The organism is Mycoplasma tauri (genome assembly GCF_016925555.1).
GTDB classification, from domain to species: domain Bacteria; phylum Bacillota_I; class Bacilli_A; order Mycoplasmatales; family Metamycoplasmataceae; genus Mycoplasmopsis; species Mycoplasmopsis tauri.
The window spans coordinates 56,873-73,380 of the sequence record NZ_CP070479.1 but is presented as its reverse complement, the minus strand read 5'-3'; the positions used below and the strand labels follow the sequence as shown (position 1 = coordinate 73,380).

Genomic DNA, 16,508 nt, shown 5'->3' with positions numbered 1-16,508 from the left:
TAGTTTTGCCCATACTATTATTTGTCTTATTTTTTTATATAAAAGGGGTAAGAAAAATACTTCATATTTATAAAATATCTCAACCTTATTAATCAATACTTTAATTTTTTTAAAAAAATAATTTTGATAAAAATTTTTTTATATATAATTAAGAAGCTTTATTGAAATTAAGCAATGTAAGAAAAAGATGCCGATTTAGCTCAGCGGTAGAGCAGCTGGCTGTTAACCAGTTGGTCACAAGTTCAATCCTTGTAATCGGCGCCATATGGTCTGTTGGTGAAGCGGTTAACACACATGGTTTTCATCCATGCACGCACGGGTTCGATTCCCGTACAGACTACCATTTCGGAGAGTTAGCTCAGCTGGGAGAGCATCGCCCTTACAAGGCGGAGGTCATGGGTTCGAACCCCTTACTCTCCACCATTTATGCCGTCTTAGCTCAGTTGGTAGAGCAACTGACTTGTAATCAGTAGGTCGTAGGTTCGAGTCCTATAGACGGCACCAGATATTTTTAGCGCGAGTGGTGAAATTGGCAGACACGATAGATTTAGGCTCTATTGCTTTACGGCATGAGGGTTCAAGTCCCTCCCCGCGCACCAAATCTTTTGAATTCAAAAGACTGGAGACATTCCAGTTTTCTTTTTTTCTTTTTTTATAGATAATTATTTGGATAATTTAGCTGTTTTATAGGTAAATTAGGAAATTTTACTATAGTAAGTAATTCTTTATCTATATCAAATTTTATTGCTCCTTTATTTTCATTCATTACCATATTAATAAATAAAATATCTTCAATACAATCAACGGAATCTATTTCATATCCATGTTTTTTTATAAGAGATTTTACTTGATAAAAATTAATTTTTTTCTTCATAACATTACAACTTGTTAATGAATAGTATCTACTAAAAACGGAAAAAAATGGGAATAAAGCATTCGTTTTCCCATTTTTTTCCGTTTTTTTCTATTTCTAACTTGAATACAAAATATTGATATTGATATGGAGGTAAAAAATGATTTTATATAGAATTGGTGAAGTAATTCACAAAAATAACTCAAATTTAATTTTTGAAAGTCAAGGAGTTGGTTATTCGGTTATATTTCCAAATCATGAAAGGATAAATAATAATCAAAAATGTAAATTGTATCTTTTTGAAATAAAAAATGATTATTATTGAGCTACTTATGCTTTTAAAGATTTTAAAGAAAGATTATTATTTATTGATCTTATTTCATTAAATGGAATTGGACCAAAAGCAGCATTTAATATTCTTAATCAAGGTTTTGAAAAAGTTTCTGCATTAATTGCACAAGGGAACATAGAGGCCTTGGTTGAAATACCTTATTTGAATCAAAAATCTGCAAGATTAATATGTGCAGAATTACAACAAAAATGATCAAAAATGATCAATCCAAAGGTTACTGAAAACATTAATCTATCAGTTGGAAAATTAAATGAAGCCAAGGACACTTTAAAAATGTTGGGTTTTAAAACGAAACAAATAGATAATGCGCTGGCCCAAATTTCTACATCTGCAAATTTGGAAGAAATGATTGAAGAAGCAATTAAACTAATGTCTGTTAATAATTATGAATCAGCTTCTACTTAGGCCATCCAATTTTAATGAATTTATAGGCCAGGATAAACTATTAATAACACTAAAAACTATGATAGAAGGATCAAAGCATCGAAAAGAAACGCTTGATCATATATTATTTTATGGGCCGCCCGGAACAGGAAAAACAACGTTAGCTTCAATCATTGGAAATGAATTAAAAAAGAAAGTACATTATTTGCAAGGATCATTGCTTGAAAAAAAGTCTGATGTTTTAAGTGTTTTCGCCAACATTAATGAACATGATATAGTTTTTATTGATGAAATTCATAGCATAAACAAAAATGTTGAAGAAATAATTTATAACGCTATGGAAGATTTTAAAATCGACTTAATTATAGGACCAGAGGGAAATTCTAAAGTAATGAGAATGAATATTAAACCATTCACATTAGTAGGAGCTACTACAAAAATTAATCTGTTAAGTCAACCATTTAAAGATAGATTTGGTTTTTTAGCTAGATTAAGCCAGTATGATAATAATCAAATTGTTAAAATTTTAGAAAAAAGTAGCACAAAAATGAATATTACATCAGACGATGGGGTATTAAAATTAATATCTGAATACTCCAGGGGCACTCCTAGAATAGCAAATCATCTTTTAAAAAGATCTTATGATTTTGCCATCAAAAATAACAACAAAAAAATCAGTATACAAGATGCTAAAAATGCCTTTAAACATCTTGAATTATATAATTTAGGACTGAATAAGGAACACATAGAATACTTATCACTTCTTAAGGAATCTTTCTATAATAAATTTATTTCAATTGATTCTCTTTCTGGAATTTTAAATATTAATAAGGAAAACTTAATTAATGATATTGAACCTCATTTACTATTTTTACAACTAATAGAAAAATCTCCTCGAGGTAGAAAAATTACAACTAAAGGTGTTGATTATTTGTTAAAGAATAAATATTAAATTATTTCCATTTGAATAAATGTTTAGAAAAAACGCTAAAAAAATAAAAGATATTTTACTATTATTCACATAGTATTAAATTTAATAATTTAAAGTTTAATATATAATATAAAAATTATGTTGCAGTTTTGAACAAGCTTTATATCATTTTTTAAAAAAATATTTATGCCAAAAAATTGAAAAAGATGACTTTTGTTATTTTTTGCAATTATTGGAATCTTAATAACTATTATATGTGGTTCATTTTTTGCTATTTCAAAAAAAATGGAAGTGTCAGTTGAATATGGAGAAGGTGTTAAATATCAAATTGAAGCAAAACTAAAAACCGAGAATGGCAAATATGAAAATTCAAATGATAAAGAATTAACTGATATAAGCAATTCACTAAAATATCGTTTTGCTAGTGTAAATGACTTTTCAACTGATTTTGTACCAAAAGGAAATGGAATAATAGAAGTTACAAGACATAAATTATTTGATAACGAAAATTCAAAGCAAAAAAAAGAATTTGAAAATGCAATACTTAAAAAGAGTTCTTTTGTGTTCACAGACACTGAAATGAGACCAATATTTTCAAATGGACTCTTTAATAATGATCCTAAAGCAAAAATTGACTATCACGATATAGAAAAATATGCTGCACCATTAAAACCCAATTCAGCAAAGGTTATATTTAATCCATTTAATCGTAAATATCAAATTCATTTAGAATTAAAAGATGACGATGCTATAAGAGAATGAACTAAAGCAATTAGATATATTTCAAATACAGAAAGTCATGGCCTATTAATGTGGGCAAATCTTGATGATTTATATCATAAAGCAAATGATAACTTATATAAAGATGATTGATTGGCTGCCGGTGAAAATGCTGCAAATTTTGTATTTGTTAACAACACACCATGAGATAACAAAAATAAAAAATGAAATGCTCTTAAGAAATTTGATTTTGATGGTGGCAAATATTTAGTTAGTCTTGGTGGCGATTTAAATGAAAAAAACTTTATCATTAAGGATATTTTAGATTCTCAAAAATCTACTACATACGCTATTGCTTCAAGCATCAATATAAGTTCAAATAAAAATTTAGAACTTAAATTACATAACGAACCAATGTTTTATACCAAGGAAAATTCTAAATTTAATTTTTCATATGTATGAATCGCTGCTTCTATTGCTATAGCTTTAATTGCAATTATTTTGATTGTCTGTTTTGGTCTACTTGGTGCATTAAATTCAGTTGCTCTTGGTTTATTTGTATTTTTAACATTACTACTTTTCACTCTTTTACAAGGCCGTTTTTCTCCGCCAACTGTCACAGGATTAATAGTTGGCATAATCGTTGGAACTATTGTATTATTTATTCAATTACTGAATTTCAAAAATGAAGTTTACAAAAACAACAATAAAATCAAAAAGTCCTATAAAAATGCAGCAAACAAGAGTTTTGTTCCTTCCTTAGATATTTTTATATTGTCTCTATTTGTATCAACAATTCTATTCTTTATAGGTACGCCAAATATGCAAACTTTCTCGTTAATGGTTGCGTTCTCTTCAATATCTGGCATATTATCATTAATACTAATCAATAGATGATTAGCAGGTCTTATGCTTAATACAGATGTATTTGAAAACAATCGTTGACTATTGTTTGTTAGAAAAAATGAAACAACTATTAGTAATAAAGAAAATGACAAATTTAGAAAAATTGACTATGTTCACAAATCAAAATGAATTAGTTTTATAACTCCATTATTTGTATTAATTGGAATAATAATTTTTATAACATTATCTGCAATTAATAAAAATTCATGGAAAAGTTTTAACACAGTGGGCATATTTGCAGAATTATCAAACACAAATATAAATCTTGAGTTTTCAAAATTTGGTATTTCTTTAGTCGTTATTTTAGTAGCATTGACACTTTATTCATTAGTTCGTTTTAAATGGGCAATAACTGTTTCTATGATAATTACATTATTGATTAATATAGTATTGACATTTAGTTTATTCTTAATAACTAGAATTCCATTATCATCATATTCAATTCAAACATTTTTTTGAGTAATATTAATTTCATGTACTAACCAATTTATGATTTTCAACAAAATTAAAGAAAAAATTAAATTATTTGAAAATAATAGTGCTCTAGAAAAAAAACAAGTGAGATCTATTGCTAATACTATTTATGTAGAAACATTTATTTACAATCTTTGAACTTTAGCTTTTATATTCATAAAATTAGGAATATATTTAGCATTTATTAAAGCTCTTGATTGGGAAACATTATTAGCATTTATGTTATCAAGTATTTTTGTTTTATACTCTACAATGTTTATTTCTGTATCTCTTTGATCAAAACTTGAAGAAAAAAGGCAGGAAAGAATACAAAGAAGAATTGATACAAGATATTGAGTATTTCCAAATGAACCATCTGAACAAGTTTTCCCAGGTATTAATAACTACTTATCATAATCCTCTTTATGGAGTATTTTTTTATAAAAAAATAAATTTATAACATATTTAAGTTATAATTATTTTCCTTTCCAGATGGGGGTTATATGTTTTATCTATTAAATAAATCTAAAGGTGAATCATCTTTTAGTTCAATTAGAAAATTTTCTAAAAAAATAAATGCCAAAAAAGTTGGACATACAGGAACTCTTGATCCACTTGCTACAGGTTTATTGCTAGTAGCTACTGAAGATGACACAAAACTTATACAGTTTATTTGTCACGAAGACAAAACTTACAGAACATTAATTCAATTTGGACAACAAACAGATACATTTGATAGTGAAGGTACAATAATAAATACTTCAAAATATAAAATTAATGACCATGATATTAATAAAATCAAATCCTGACTAGAAAATCAAAAATTCCAAATTCCTCCTATTTACAGTGCCAAAAAGATAAATGGAGTTAAAAGCTATGACTTAGCTCGCAAAGGAAAAGAGGTTTCATTAAAACCTCAAGAAATAAAAATTATAGATTCAAAAATAATTGAATTTAATTATGAATCACAAACATTATGGCTAGAATTAAAAGTTTCAAAAGGCACTTATATTAGAAGTATTGTAAATGATCTGGGTATTTTCTTAAATTCATACGCCTATATGAAAGAATTAGTTAGAACAGCAATAGGAAATCTTAGTCTAGATAATTTAGAAGAAAATGAATATACAAAAATTGATTCTAAAATGCTATTTAATATACCATTTTTTGAACCAAATGAAAAACAAACAAAAGATTTAATAAATGGCAAAATCATAAAAAATGACAAAGGATTATTAAATGGTGATTATCTCTTAATAAATAAAAAGATAATATGAGGGATTATAACTTTAAAAAATGAGTATATAAAAGTAAAAAAGATATTCGGAAACAAAATAAAGGAACTTAAATATGGATAATAAAAAATTATTAGAAAATATAAAATTGATGGCATTTGATATTGACGGCACGCTTTTGCAGCATGGTCAACTTGAATTTAATAATGAAATAATAGATATGTTTAAAAAATTAAAACAAAATAATATTAAAACAATTATAGCTACTGCAAGAGAATTTGTAACAATAGGAAAGCTATTAAATAAAGCAAACATGGTAGATTATTTTGTTGGTGCTAATGGTGCATTTGTATATTCTCTTGCTCAAAATAAAATTATTTATGAAAGAACCATTAAATTTGACGATTTTAAATTTCTTTATGAATTTTTTATAAATTATAAACCTTGTGATAGTTTTATGCTTACGGATAATAATTATGGATTTAAATCTCCAAATATGGATACAAATACTTGATTTTTAAGACCACATACTGAAAAGCTTATTGAAATGGACTACGAAAAAATAAACAAAGAACATATTCATATCATTACTATAGGATGTAAAAGTGCTGAAGACAGCCAAAAATGCTCAGACATGGCCAAAAAAATAATTAATGAGAATAATTTGGATCTTGAAATAACTGCAAAATGAAGTAAGGGTGTCTTTATTGCTAAAAAAGGTACCACAAAATCACATACACTACAATGGTTGTGTGATTACTTAGGTTATAAACAAAGTGATAATATGATGGCTTTTGGAGATAGTTCAAATGATTATGAAATGTTAAGAGACTCAGCTTATGGTGTTTCTATGCAAAGAGCTAATGATTGAGTAAAAAGCGTTGCTAATGATATCGCTATAGATTGTGAACACAATGGTGTTAAAGAAAAAATAAAGGAATTAGGTTTTATTAATTAACCTATTTTTTTTATACAATATAATCATTATGAGTTTTAATGTTTTTAGCTTTGATAGATTGCCTAAATTTAACAAACCTATCTATTTAATAGGCGTTTTTGAAAGTTTCCACCTAGGACATAATGCATTATATGAGAAAGCAAAAGAAATTAAAAAGAATTCTAACTCTGACAGAGATATAGTAATTGTATTTTTTAAAGACATAGAAAATATGCCAAAATCAATAAGTGGTTACATATTTAGTGACTTCGAAAATAGAATTCAAGAATTTGCAAATATTGGTTTTAAAAATGGAATTTACTTGGAATTTTCTAAAATTTGGAATTTAGAGGCAGATGCTTTTATTGATAAACTACTTACAAAACAAAATAAGGACAATTTTAACATAGTTATTGGTGAAGACTTTAGATTCGGTGCAAGAGCTAAAGGAAACCCCGATTTTCTAATCAACAAACTAGGGAAAGACAAAGTATCTATAGTACCAACATTACATGTTGGATCTGGTATAAAAATTTCTACAAGCTTCATAAAAAAGTGCATTGAAATTGGAGACATTGAACTAATAAATTCGTTAAATTTATATCTTTATTCATTTAATATTGAGTTAAAAAGAAACGAAGATAGTGCTATTGTTGAAAAACCCAAGAATTTAATTCCGCTTAGAAATGCAAATTATTTGTGTTTGATTGAAATAGATAAAATGACTTATTATGCTGTTTTAAAGTATGATAGTGAAAATTTAGAAGTGCGCTTCTTAGACTTTAAAATTAAAAATTGAGAAAAAATGAAAGCAAGAATAAAAATAATAAAACCAATTAGATTTTTCACTGATATTAATGATGAAATAATTTCAAATGAAGATTTAAAAAATGCTAAATTTTTTTTGTTGAATAATGGCGGGAAACTGTGATAAAATAAAAAAGCATTTAAAAGCAATGCAATTTTATTCTTGGTTGAATTAACTAAATTCATACTAGGGTAAAACATTTATAAAATGGAGATTTAAAAAATGATTACAAAAGAACAAAAAGCTCAAATCGTTGCTAAATATGGTCAAAGTAAAAAAGACACAGGTAATATTTTCGTTCAAATAGCTATTTTGACAGCTGAAATCGAAGATCTTAAAAAACATTTTCAAGCAAACCCAAAAGATAACCACTCAAAAAGAGGTTTCTTAGCTAAAATTACAAAACGTAGAATTTTATTACAACATCTTAAAAATGAAGATCTTGAACTTTACTCAAAAGTTCTTAATGAATTAAACCTTAGAAAATAGTTTTATTAAAAAACTTGTCATTATTGACAAGTTTTTTATTTTTGTAAAAATATTTTACATTTTGTGCGGTGTAGATACTGCGAGCAATCTCATTCCATTCTCTAAAGTTATATTAACTGCTTTCGCAATGGCCATCAGTGATTCTTCATTTTCATTACCAATAAATTTTGGGCTATTTGAATATCATGAATTAAATTCTTTTGCTAGCTTAACTAAATATTGTGTTAAAAGATGCGTAATATATTTTTCAGCAGATTTTTCAATAATTTCTGGAAATTCTAACAATGTAGAAATAAGTTTTGTATCAAATTCAGTAGTAATTTTTTTTGCCTGAAATTTCTTAGAATTTAATGATGATTTACTCAATAATGAATAAGCTCTTGCATTAGCATATTGTATTAAAATTACAGGATTATCATTGGTTTTGTTTGTAGCAAGATCTATGTCAAAATCCAATTTAGAATTATATGTTCTATCAAGAAGCAAGAATCTTGCAGAATCTTTGCCAACCATTTTAATAAATTCTGAAAGGAAGAAACTAGTTCCTCTTCTTTTTGACATTTTGAATTCTTCACCATTTCTAACTAATCTTACAAGTTGCATGCAAAGTACTATCAAATTATCAGAGTCTTGTCCTAAATCTTGCATAGCACACTGCATTCTTTTAATATATCCAGAATGATCAGCCCCTCAAACATTCATAATAATTGAACCTTTTCCCATACGCTCAAATTTATTCTTATGATAAGCAATATCGGGCATAAAATATGTGTAACTCTTGTCACTTTTGATTAAAACACGATCTTTATCATCTCCATGAATAGTGGTTTTTAACCATAAAGCACCGTCTTGTTCAAAAGTATTATCTAAACCTCTAATAGCTTCCTTAATCTTTGCTTCATTATCAGAATACAAAGTTTTTTCACTAAAAAACACATCAAATCATACTCCGAATTTTTTAAGTATATTTTTGTTTTTTTGCATAAACAATTCAACAGCTTCAGATTTTATTTTTTCAAATATTTCTTTGTTTATTATTTTTCCTGCAAATTTATCATTATATTTTTTCTTTAACTGTTTTGCACATCAAATTATGTCAGCGCCATTGTAAGCTTCTTCTGGCATTGGAAATTTAGAATTAAAAAATTGTTGATATCTAGCTCAAACACTATTTGCTAAAACATTAATTTGATTGCCTGAATCATTTATATAATATTCTCTTACGACATCATAACCAGCAAATTCAACTATGTTAGCTATTGAACTACCAATAGCAGCATTACGTGCATGTCCAACATGTAAAAAACCCGTTGGATTAGCCGAAACAAATTCTATATTTATCTTGCCTTTTTTATTGCCTTTGCCATATTTTTTACCAAACTTAATAATTTCATTAACAGCTTTAACAAAGAAATTATTATCTACATAAAAATTAATAAAGCCAGGGCCAGCAACTTCAATTTTCTCAAGCCCTAATTCTTTAGAATTCAATCTAGATATTATTTCATTAGCCAATATATGCGGATCTCTTCCTTTATTTCCCATAGCCATATTAGTAGTTAAATCAGCATGACCTTTAGGTTCAATCAAAAAAACTTCTTTTTCTATACCTAATTCATTAGCTATTTCTTGTATTTTTTTAAGCAATTTTTCTTTAAATTCTAACTTATTCATATTATTACATTATACATTAATACTCATTTTACTTCTTCATAGATAATAACTATTTTAATAAAAAGCATTATCCAAAACTGCTATTTTATAGGTATATATGTATTTTTCCTTTACTATTCATATTTTTGTTTATTGTTAATATTTTTTTTATTTTTTTTAAGTTTTAACTTATCTTTATTTGAAATCATAAATAATTTACTTCTATTATGATAATAGAAAATTTTATTGATTAAAGGGTTAAAATATGTTTCTGTAAAACCTTGAACTAAAGCATAAAAGAGAGGGGCAAAACATCCACCAAGTACTAGAAAAATAGTAGAAAGTATTAAATCAGTTTGTCCGTGAAGTGTAGATCCATCTTTAATTCCAAAAAATAGTGCTGGTATTTGCTGAGCCAAACCTCTAGCAGGGTTTATTGCTGTTGAACCAATGAGACTTCCTGTTCAAACACAAAGTGAAAAAATAAACATTTTCATAATTGTTCTATATTTTTCATTTCTTCCATTAAGCCTTGGTGTAAAAGAAGGAAACAAGAAAATAGCTGCAACAATTAGCTCTCCAAAGAAAATTCAACCAGAGCCTCCAATTAATGCACTTTGTCCAGTATTGTTCCATTTAAGAAAATCTTTCTTGGCAACTTCAACAGCACTTATAGCTATATTTGCAGCATTGCCATCATTAGTTCATGTCCCAATAGTATAAATCATTAATCCTGCAGATATACCACCAAAAAATTGAACTATTATTTTGCTCATTCCATATAAAACTGTGTCTCTGCCATTGATAATTTTATAAATGCTATTTATTGGATTCATATCAGCACTTCAATGTCCAAAAAACAATGAAGCTGGGCCTATAACAGCAAAACCTGCATAAAATCCAACTACAACATCATTTAGCATATAACTGCCTAATTTCCTGCCATTTATCAAAATTGATAAACCAGCAAATGCTATAGAAATGAATATAGTGCCAAAAAATTCACTAATTAAATTAATAGATCACGTTAATAAATCATTAGGCTCTTTAGCATTTTCTCGACTTGCTTTTGAAAAGTGATAAAAACGAAACATATATTTATAAACTCCTTTTTTAATAATTAAAAGTCGATTTTTTATAAAACGTCTTCGTATAAATTTAAATTTTATATTAATTTTTTTAAAAATTAATGGATTAGAAACTAAATATAAATGAATATTTTTTATTTTTAATTTTATGGGCAAATACGTTAAAAAAAATAAACAAACTAAGGGGTGACCTTAGTTTGTTTATTAGCGCTTAATTACATTAAGCAAATGGAGCAAATGACGGGAATCGAACCCGCATGACCAGCTTGGAAGGCTGGAGTTCTACCATTGAACTACATTTGCAAAAATGCTTTTATATTATACATTAAAAAAACTACATAATCAATATTTATTTAAACAAATTATTTTTTGAAAAATAAAAAAATAGCACAAATATGCTATTTATCAGAATCATTATATTCATATGTTTCTTCGTCGTTTAAGCCTGTTTTATTGCCTAATTCAATTTCAATCTTAGCATCAAAATTCTTTCTATTATTAATTGCCAAGACACGAAGGTGTATGTCATCAAAAGAATATCTTGTATTCTTTCTAGGTTCATACCCGACTCTTTTTCTAATGAATTCATAAATTGTTAAATCTTTTTCTTCATCACTTATGTCTTCAACATTAAGACCTATACGATTTATAACATCTTTCATTTTGAGTTTTCCAGAAGCATGAAAAAGTTCGAGACTTATTTCAAAAAAGTCCTCTCATTCATCATTGTCAAACTCATCATAAATTTCGCCAATAATCTCTTCTATAATATCTTCAATGGTAATAATCCCAATTGCTATATCACTATAATTATTGTCAGTAACAAAAGCCATTTGAGCTTTTTCACTACGCATTTTTTCAAGAGCAAGTGATAAATTAGTATTCTTTGACACTCTTGGAATAGGTTTTAAATAATTAATAACTTTACCTTTAGATAAAAAGAATATATCTTTAAGGTGAATTATTCCTATGTATGTGTCATTTTTTCTAACAGGTAAGCGACTATAATTTGTTTCCTTAAAAATTGCAATTGCATCTGATACACTATCGTTATAGTTTACATATTCAACATCTTTTATTCTTATAAAGTGTTTTGAAACTTTTGTACTATCTAAGTCAAGAGCATTTTGGGCCATAATACTTTCATTAGTTTCTAAAACACCTTCATTTTGAGCAACATGAATTAAACCTTTAACATCTTTTTCAGCATTTGTTATGTAAATATTTTTACCAATCTTGCTAATTGGAAAGGTAAAAATTCAAAACACATAGAAAAATAATTCAATAAAGTAACAAAAAACTTTTGCCACGCCAATTGGATGTTTTTTAGCAATGAGTTTGGGTGTAATTTCACCAAATAAAACTATCAATGGAGTCATAACTGCTGTTGAAATAATAACTGTATAACTTTCAACATCTCCATGACCATTTAATCATCATTCAGTAAGTAAATAAGACATTATAGATGATGCAGCAATATTAACAATATTATTACAAATTAAAATCGTACTAAGTAGTTGATTAAAAAATTTATGTTGCTTCTTGATGGCTTTGGCTCCAAATTCTTTATTTTGAACCATAGCTTCAATTTTTCCTGGGTTTATAGATGTATATGCAGTTTCACAAGCTGAAAAAACACCACTAAATACAATTAATATTATTAGTCCTGCAACACATATAACTTTCAGGTAATCGGGCATTATTATTCTTCTCCTTTATCATCTTCATCTTCATATTGAAATAGTGAATCATCTTCAAATTTACCACACTCAAGTCTAAATGATAAATTAATATCAGCCTGCGTACCGTTTCTATGTTTTGCTATTAAAAGAGTAGTTGGCTCCGGTATAGCTATCCCATATTCTTGTGTATCAGTTTTTTGTTTATTGTAGTAGTTTTCTCTATATAGGAACAATACAATGTCAGCATCTTGTTCTATTGTTCCAGATTCACGCAAATCAGAAAGAATCGGACGTTTGTCAACCCTTTTTTCAACTTCCCTGCTTAACTGACTGAGCGCTATAACTGGTATTTTCAGTTCAAGAGCAAGGGTTTTAAGATTTCTACTTATTGTAGCAACTTCGTTTTGTCTATCTCTTGATGATTTTTCATTATTAACACTGAGCAATTGTAAGTAGTCAATTATTACCATGTCTAATCCAAATGATTTAGCAAGCCTTCTACATTTTCATAATAATGTTGGTAAGTCTGTTTTTGCTGATTCGTCTATCAATAAAGCTAATTTGTCAATATCATTATTTTGAGCACCACGAATTTTATACATATCACTATCAGTTAATAAGTCTGGTTTTTTAAATCTATAAAGATCAACTCCAGAACTTATACCAAATAAACGAGTAACAAGCGAAGTGGATGGCATTTCTAGTGTGAAAAACGCTACTTTTTTACCGCCTAATTTTGGATGTGATGCATAACGAGCAATATTAAGAGCAAAAGCAGTTTTTCCCATTCCGGGCCTAGCTGCTAAAACAATCATTTCACCTGGTTGAAACCCTTGTGTAAGAGAATCTAGCTTTTTAAAACCAGTTGGAACACCAGTAATATTGGCATGGCCTAGTCTTCTTCTTTCTTCAAGATCTTTTATAACTATTTTTGAAACATCCTTAGCATGTAAAAAATCTTGGCTGGTTTTTGTTTTTTCAATATTAAGTAATAAATTTTGTAAATTATTTATAACTTCTTTATCACTTGTAGCATAACCATCGTTTGTCATTTTCTTTTGAATAAAATTCAAATTCTGCTCAATGGTTCTTAATTTGGTTAATCTTTCAATTTCTTGTAAATATTGAATTATGTTAGACGAAAGACCGGCGCCTGCTTGAAGCATCTCTAAATATTCCACTGAAATGAAATTATATGCAGCTTTATTTTTTGAAAAAAGCATTACTTGGTCATAATTTATTGAAATATTTGAAAAAAACATTTCATGTAAAAGTTCATAAAACATCGCATTTTCATAAACTGAAAAATCTTCCTTAGTCAAATAAGGAATTATTTCTGCTGCTGTTTTATTATTTATATAAACAAGTCCGAGCAAGTTTATCTCTAATTGTGGGCTAGAAAATTTGCTTAATGATGTTTTCTTATAACCCGGGTAACCATCACTATTATTTGACATTGATTAATAAAACCACCTTCAATTTTGCAATTATATCTTTATAAACTACAACATCAATTAAATGCTCTCCATTAGATACCAAATGAACTTTTTGAACGGCATATTTATCTAATTTATAGCCTAATTGGGCTAAAGATTTAACAATTTCTTTTGTCGAAACTGCACCATGAACATTTAAATTGCCATTAGCATCAATATTGGCATCCATTGTAAACTTTAAAGTTTGTTTTTCTAAAGATTCCTTCAATAAAAGAGCTTCAGAACGTTTTTCCATCTCTTGTGCTGTTAGCGCACTCAATCTTTTTTCAAGTTGTTTTTTAGTAATTTCATTGTATGGAACGCCGAATCCTTTTTTAACCAAAAAGTTTGATCCATAACCATTTGAAACTTCAATTATTGTATTAGCTTGACCGTCTTTGCAGTCTTTAATAAGTATTACTTTCATTTTTCTCACTCACAATCGCATGTTTAATGTTATTTATAAATGTTTCAAAATCTTCAATTGTTGTTGCAGCGGCTGTGCCATAGTGCCCACCACCACCAACAGCTTCTGCTATTAATTGTACATTAACACCAAGACCTCTTGCACTCATTTTATAAATGTTTGTACCTTTTAATTTTGCTACAACAAAGGCTGCTTTTCTTCCGCTAATTTTTAAAATTTCTTCTGCTGCTATCGAAATCACATCATTTGATAGTGCTACGTCCTTGTAAGCTAAATAGTAATAAGGCTTAACTTCTTGTATATTCATAAGTAAGTCATTAATTTGTTCTCAAGTAGATGCATCCATTTTAAGTGATTCACTACTTTTAGAAGAATCAGCACCTCTTTCTTCAAGTCATGCTGCAGCCGAAAATGTCCTTGAACTAACGTGTTTGGTAAATTGTAATGTATCTAAATAAATACCATTTAACAACATTTGAGATATGAAATGTTGAAGTTTAATCTTTTTCTGTACAAACATTAGAATTTCTGTAACTATTTCAGATGTACTTGAAGCAGCTGAATCAATATAACGATTCATTTTTGGACAAAAATCTACACTAGATCCTAATCTATGGTGATCCAATATAAAAATATTATTAACTTTCGTATTAGTTATACAATCCTTATTATCAGTTCTTTTAATGTCTGAATTATCAAGTAAAAATACAAGAGTTTGATCATCTGTGATTTTGTTAGCTGCTTGAGGTTTTATAAATATTTCATCATATTCTGCATCAGGAATTAATTTTTCAATTGCTTTAGAAGTTGTACTATCTTGGGTTGTTGAACAAATATAAGCTTCTTTATTAAATTGCTTTGCAAGAGTTCAAATACCAAGCGATGCACCAATAGCATCTAAGTCAGCATTTGCATGCCCATAGCAAATAACTTTCTTTATCTTTGGACTCTTTAATTTTTGCTCTATATTATTTGCTAGACTTTTGATTTTTGTTCTACTAATGTCATATAAAATCTCACTTGAAGAACCAAAATATTTAGGATTTTCATTTTTTGAAAATATTGCAACTTGGTCACCACCGCGGCTTTGAGCCTGTAAAAGAGCACTTTTCGCTTGTTCTGTTTTTTCTCAAAGATTCTTAAAGCCAACTGCAAAACCAGCAGATACCGATACTAAAATATTATTTGTTTTTGATTCACTTAAAACATTATGAATTCTTGATAAAAAACTAAAATTAATTTTAGACATTTTATCAATTGATTCTTTGTTAGTGAAAATTATAAACTTACCACTTGTATATTGTCTATATGTAAAATTGTAATTTACCACTAACTCATCAAGAATAGAAATAAATTCTTGGTTAACTTTATAAATTTCTTCTTCTGAAAGAATTGAATTATAAAGCTGGTAATTATCAATTTCCATCTCTCCAATAACAGATAGCTGATCCCTATAAATTTTTTCTAATTGTTTTTCAAAAGTTACGTCCTTAATGCTTATACAATTTTTTAAAGGCCAAATAGTAGCTTCATATGTAAAACCTTGGAATTCAAATGAAAAGTTCTGTTGTCCTATTTCAAAATAGATTGAATAGTCTTCAAAAAAATTATTTAAAGTTTCTCCAATTCAATTCCGACCAAAACGATTTTTAAAAAACGCACTAGTTCACAAAATATAATTCTTGTGATCATAAACTATTAATCCCAATGAATTATGACTAATAACTTCATCCATAAAATAATTAAACGATTTTTTAACAATTGCATTTCTTGTCCAATAATGCTTACTTATAAGTATTAATGAAAATGCAATGCCCAAACCACTAGCTAAAAAAGCTAAAATACCTCAAACTCAAACGTAGTTTTCGGTTTTCATAATAAGAATAATTCCGCAAACTAAAATAATTATTGAAAACACTAAAAAAAGTGATGCTAATATTACATTTTTATTCCTTTTCAATAAATTAATTTTATTCATAGTTTAATTATATAATATAAACTTAATCTTAATATTATTTATAGCAAGACAAAATATCTATGATTCTTTTGCCAATTAAACAAAAAATGAATAAATTTTATTTATATGTTTTTTTATAATTTATTTAGAAAATTTTC

At 27.4% G+C, this 16,508-nt stretch carries 14 protein-coding genes and 6 tRNA genes; 12 read left to right on the top strand and 8 right to left on the bottom strand.

All coding sequences use genetic code 4. The features are described 5' to 3' along the window. Positions 1 to 189 precede the first annotated feature (189 nt). The 5 genes from JS510_RS00340 to JS510_RS00320 all read left to right on the top strand — a co-directional run bounded on the left by JS510_RS00340 (position 190) and on the right by JS510_RS00320 (position 599). Positions 190 to 264 (top strand) — tRNA-Asn (locus JS510_RS00340). Positions 265 to 267: 3 nt separating this feature from the next. Further along, positions 268 to 343, top strand: a tRNA-Glu gene (locus tag JS510_RS00335). A 4-nt stretch (positions 344 to 347) separates the two neighbouring features. Then, positions 348 to 423: transfer RNA gene (locus JS510_RS00330), tRNA-Val, on the top strand. A gap of 5 nt (positions 424 to 428) precedes the next feature. Continuing rightward, positions 429 to 504, top strand: a tRNA-Thr gene (locus JS510_RS00325). Positions 505 to 514: 10 nt separating this feature from the next. After that, a tRNA-Leu gene (locus JS510_RS00320) sits at positions 515 to 599 on the top strand. 53 nt (positions 600 to 652) lie between these two features. Here the strand turns inward: JS510_RS00320 and JS510_RS00315 are convergent. After that, positions 653 to 874 (bottom strand): hypothetical protein, encoded by a 222-nt coding sequence (locus tag JS510_RS00315; RefSeq protein WP_205517396.1) that lies wholly within the window; start codon positions 872 to 874, stop codon positions 653 to 655. Positions 875 to 1,013: 139 nt separating this feature from the next. Between JS510_RS00315 and ruvA the strand changes: the two genes are divergently transcribed. The 7 genes from ruvA (at position 1,014) to rpsO (ending at position 8,068) form a co-directional block, all read left to right on the top strand. Further along, positions 1,014 to 1,610 (top strand): Holliday junction branch migration protein RuvA, encoded by a 597-nt coding sequence (gene ruvA / locus JS510_RS00310; protein ID WP_205517395.1) that lies wholly within the window; start codon positions 1,014 to 1,016, stop codon positions 1,608 to 1,610. After that, complete coding sequence (gene ruvB / locus JS510_RS00305) at positions 1,591 to 2,541, top strand: Holliday junction branch migration DNA helicase RuvB (protein ID WP_205517394.1); 951 nt, start codon at positions 1,591 to 1,593, stop codon at positions 2,539 to 2,541. Before ruvA ends, ruvB begins: the two co-directional genes overlap by 20 nt. Before the next feature lie 165 nt (positions 2,542 to 2,706). Then, entirely contained in the window at positions 2,707 to 5,016 is a 2,310-nt protein-coding gene (locus JS510_RS00300) for a hypothetical protein (protein WP_223644654.1), read from the top strand. 86 nt (positions 5,017 to 5,102) lie between these two features. Beyond that, positions 5,103 to 5,957 carry a tRNA pseudouridine(55) synthase TruB gene (truB, locus tag JS510_RS00295; RefSeq protein WP_205517392.1) on the top strand — a complete coding sequence of 285 codons (855 nt, stop codon included), beginning with the start codon at positions 5,103 to 5,105 and terminating at the stop codon, positions 5,955 to 5,957. Then, the gene (locus tag JS510_RS00290; RefSeq protein WP_205517391.1) at positions 5,950 to 6,792 is read left to right on the top strand and encodes a YcsE-related riboflavin metabolism phosphatase; all 843 of its coding nucleotides are present in this window, start codon (positions 5,950 to 5,952) and stop codon (positions 6,790 to 6,792) included. Before truB ends, JS510_RS00290 begins: the two co-directional genes overlap by 8 nt. 28 nt (positions 6,793 to 6,820) lie before the next feature. Beyond that, positions 6,821 to 7,705, top strand: coding sequence for an FAD synthase (locus JS510_RS00285; protein WP_205517390.1), 885 nt, complete (start codon positions 6,821 to 6,823; stop codon positions 7,703 to 7,705). A gap of 96 nt (positions 7,706 to 7,801) precedes the next feature. After that, entirely contained in the window at positions 7,802 to 8,068 is a 267-nt protein-coding gene (gene rpsO / locus JS510_RS00280) for a 30S ribosomal protein S15 (RefSeq protein ID WP_205517389.1), read from the top strand. Between the two features lie 54 nt (positions 8,069 to 8,122). On the opposite strand, the gene argS is transcribed toward rpsO, so the two are convergent. The 7 genes from argS to JS510_RS00245 form a co-directional block, all read right to left on the bottom strand. After that, positions 8,123 to 9,742, bottom strand: coding sequence for an arginine--tRNA ligase (argS, locus tag JS510_RS00275; RefSeq protein WP_205517388.1), 1,620 nt, complete (start codon positions 9,740 to 9,742; stop codon positions 8,123 to 8,125). A gap of 113 nt (positions 9,743 to 9,855) precedes the next feature. Next, the gene (locus JS510_RS00270; protein WP_205517387.1) at positions 9,856 to 10,815 is read right to left on the bottom strand and encodes an MIP/aquaporin family protein; all 960 of its coding nucleotides are present in this window, start codon (positions 10,813 to 10,815) and stop codon (positions 9,856 to 9,858) included. Between the two features lie 223 nt (positions 10,816 to 11,038). Then, positions 11,039 to 11,112: transfer RNA gene (locus JS510_RS00265), tRNA-Gly, on the bottom strand. Positions 11,113 to 11,207: 95 nt separating this feature from the next. Next, positions 11,208 to 12,509, bottom strand: a complete 1,302-nt coding sequence (locus tag JS510_RS00260) for a CNNM domain-containing protein (RefSeq protein WP_205517385.1) — start codon at positions 12,507 to 12,509, stop codon at positions 11,208 to 11,210. 2 nt (positions 12,510 to 12,511) lie between these two features. Next, positions 12,512 to 13,948 carry a replicative DNA helicase gene (gene dnaB, locus JS510_RS00255; protein WP_205517384.1) on the bottom strand — a complete coding sequence of 479 codons (1,437 nt, stop codon included), beginning with the start codon at positions 13,946 to 13,948 and terminating at the stop codon, positions 12,512 to 12,514. Then, positions 13,938 to 14,393, bottom strand: a complete 456-nt coding sequence (gene rplI, locus JS510_RS00250) for a 50S ribosomal protein L9 (protein WP_205517382.1) — start codon at positions 14,391 to 14,393, stop codon at positions 13,938 to 13,940. The genes dnaB and rplI overlap by 11 nt, the downstream gene beginning before the upstream one ends. Further along, the gene (locus JS510_RS00245; RefSeq protein WP_205517381.1) at positions 14,374 to 16,371 is read right to left on the bottom strand and encodes a GGDEF domain-containing protein; all 1,998 of its coding nucleotides are present in this window, start codon (positions 16,369 to 16,371) and stop codon (positions 14,374 to 14,376) included. The genes rplI and JS510_RS00245 overlap by 20 nt, the downstream gene beginning before the upstream one ends. Positions 16,372 to 16,508 lie beyond the last annotated feature (137 nt).